The sequence below is a fragment of the Sutterella sp. KLE1602 genome (genome assembly GCF_001578585.1).
GTDB lineage: Bacteria > Pseudomonadota > Gammaproteobacteria > Burkholderiales > Burkholderiaceae_F > Sutterella > Sutterella wadsworthensis_A.
The window spans coordinates 1-2521 of record NZ_KQ968546.1; the positions used below are offsets into that span (position 1 = coordinate 1).

Sequence of the window (2521 nt, forward strand, 5' to 3'; positions counted from 1 at the left end):
AGTTGAATCGTGGCCGCATTAGACGACTTTTAGGTTGAGCAAGCCTCCGGTTCCATGACCCTGACGGGGCCGAACGGGCAAGATACTTTCACGGGCCGTGGCATGGTTTCGATGTGGCAGGTGCGCTTTGTGCCGACAGGAGAGGAAGACAAACTCGACAATGACCGTGAATCGTTGGACAACACGAGTGCCGGCAAGCCGAACAACGGCGAAGGGCATTGGTATCTAGTCCGACACGATCAGGAAATCACCGATCCCGATCAACCGGTGGATCCGGATACGCCTCCTGAAATCCACGACAACATCACGGTGGCCAACTCTGCGTCGATGGCTCTCGCTTATGATGCCGATCTTGAAGATCTCCGCACTCGTCTTGGCGAAGTTCGCTATGGTGCGCAGGACGGTCTTTGGGCCAAGGCGTTTGCCAAGCAGAATCGTCTTAGTGGATCCGGGCTGCCCGGCTTCAAGCAGGAAATCTATGGCTTGAATCTGGGTCTTGACCACCTTGTGAAGGCTGATGAAGAAAGCGCCTGGCTCTTTGGTGGTGCGTTCCGCTACAGTGACGCCGATCAGAAGGGGCTTGGTGTCGGCTATACCACGGGTACGCTTCAGGAATACGTATGCCACGTGGATGCACGACAAGGGCTCCTATGCCGACTTCGTGCTGCAGGCAGGTCGCTATGAACAGGAACTCGACGGTTTTGACAATACCGGCATGGACAAGTCCAAGGCCGATTACGGTACCTGGGGTTTCGGTGCCAGCGTTGAAGTGGGTCATATGTTTTCGTTTGGTGAAAACGTTGATGATCGTCAGTGGTTCAATCACTGGTTTCTCGAACCGCAACTTCAGTTGAGCTACTTCCGTGCGAAGGGTGCGGACTACACCACCTCCACCGGTCTCAAGGTAGATCAGGGTGATGCGGACTACCTGACGGGGCGTGCCGGTGTGGTGCTTGGCAAGAAGTTCAACTACGGTTCAATCAACGACTTGGACAAGCGCTACTTCCAAATTGCCTTGATCGGCGGCGTGAAGCATGAATTCATCGACGGCGATCAGGACATCACCTACACCGGTGTGGACGGCGACAGCCTCAAGGTCAGTGCTCGTGACATCGACGGCACGCGCTTCTACTACGGCGTCAATGCCGATTGGCAGCTTGCCCGCGACTGGCGCCTCTACGCGAAGTTCGAACGTGAAAAGGGCAACGACTTCAGCGAAGACTATGACGTGAGCGTCGGCTTCAAGTACGCGTTTTGAGAGGAGGTTGAAGATGTTTGAAATCAAGAAAACGGTCTTGGCGACGCTCGCTTGCTTGAGCCTGACGGTGACGGCCGTTCAGGCCGCCGAGACGGTTCGCATTGAAGAGTGCGGCAAGGCGGCAGACGGCTTCACCTTCATGGTGGATGTGTCGGGTTCCATGCAGCGCACTGTCGGAGAGATGAAGGACGAGGCCGGTAAGGCCTACGATCAACTGATCGAAGAGGGCAAGTTTCAGGCCCGCGTGCGTCCGGTGCCGCCGGCCAATGATGCGCTCGACAAGCTTCGGCGCGTCTCGCTCGCCAAAGCCTTTGTGAAGGATGCAGCGGGTTACGCCCTGGAAAAGACGGACATGACGTCGGGGCTCTATTCGCTGGCGCCCTTCACGGTCATGGCTGCGGGTGGGCAGCGGGACAAGGAAACGATGCTCAAGCTCGTTGATGAAAAGCTTGTTGAGGATCTGGAGGCATTCGGTCGTCCGACGTGGCTGGGACAGCGAGGTTTTGACTTCCTTTCAACGCCGGTATCCGGGACTCAATCTCTGTTCATCGTCACAGACGGCGACTTCGATGTGCAGACCGAAGGAAAGCATAAGCCCGCCGAAGCGATTCAGGCCTTCCTCAAGGCCAATCCGAGGTCATGCGTGCACGTGGTCTCTGCGGGCTATACGCCCGAAGAGAAGGCTGCTGTTGAAGCGCTCGCCCGCCTCCCGGGTTGCGTGAAGACAGAGGATCTTGAAGGGCTCATGAGCAATGATGAGTTGCGCCATCAGTTCTATGAAGAGGCCTTCTACAAGGACTGCGCCAATGTGCCGGTCATCGAACTTCATGACGTGTACTTCGATTTTGACAAGTCGACGCTTCGTCGGGAAGGCAAGGCCGCTCTGGACAAGGCCCTGACAGTCATCAAAGCCAACCATGGAGAGGATCGCGTGACCGTGGTGGGATGGACGGACAGCATGGGAACCGATGCCTACAACCTGAGGCTCTCCCTGCGCCGTGCCGAAGCTGTCAAGGCCTATCTGGCGGAGAAGGGCAACTGGCCGCAGAGGGTAGGGGCGAGTCGTTCAAGTACGACAACGGCACTGAGGAAGGTCGTCAACAAAACCGGCGCATCGAGTTGCACTTCGAGCAGTAATTCGGTTTGAATGCAATGTTGAAAGAGGGGAGCTCGCTCGGAGCTCCCCTCTTTTGGTGGAGGCACAAGGCGGGGGATTGGCGAGTGCATGTGCTGAAGATGTCGCAGTACGATCCGCAAACGGAT

General features: G+C 56.8%; 3 protein-coding genes. All 3 read left to right on the forward strand.

Features of this window, described 5'->3' with window-relative positions:
• Positions 1 to 54 precede the first annotated feature (54 nt).
• The 3 genes from HMPREF3036_RS12470 to HMPREF3036_RS07320 are packed head-to-tail and all read left to right on the forward strand — an operon-like array spanning position 55 to position 2405.
• Positions 55 to 684 (forward strand): autotransporter outer membrane beta-barrel domain-containing protein, encoded by a 630-nt coding sequence (locus HMPREF3036_RS12470; protein ID WP_082897402.1) that lies wholly within the window; start codon positions 55 to 57, stop codon positions 682 to 684.
• Positions 632 to 1258, forward strand: a complete 627-nt coding sequence (locus HMPREF3036_RS12475; protein WP_062333041.1) for an autotransporter outer membrane beta-barrel domain-containing protein — start codon at positions 632 to 634, stop codon at positions 1256 to 1258. The genes HMPREF3036_RS12470 and HMPREF3036_RS12475 overlap by 53 nt, the downstream gene beginning before the upstream one ends.
• A 13-nt stretch (positions 1259 to 1271) precedes the next feature.
• A complete protein-coding gene (locus HMPREF3036_RS07320; RefSeq protein WP_062333044.1) occupies positions 1272 to 2405 on the forward strand; it encodes an OmpA family protein in 1134 nt (377 codons plus the stop codon).
• The last annotated feature ends 116 nt before the right edge of the window (positions 2406 to 2521 follow it).

Coding starts and splice junctions, on each gene's coding strand:
- HMPREF3036_RS12470 (WP_082897402.1), top strand. CDS start 55: ATGACCCTGACGGGGCCGAACGGGCAAGATACTTTCACGGGCCGTGGC.
- HMPREF3036_RS12475 (WP_062333041.1), top strand. CDS start 632: ATGCACGACAAGGGCTCCTATGCCGACTTCGTGCTGCAGGCAGGTCGC.
- HMPREF3036_RS07320 (WP_062333044.1), top strand. CDS start 1,272: ATGTTTGAAATCAAGAAAACGGTCTTGGCGACGCTCGCTTGCTTGAGC.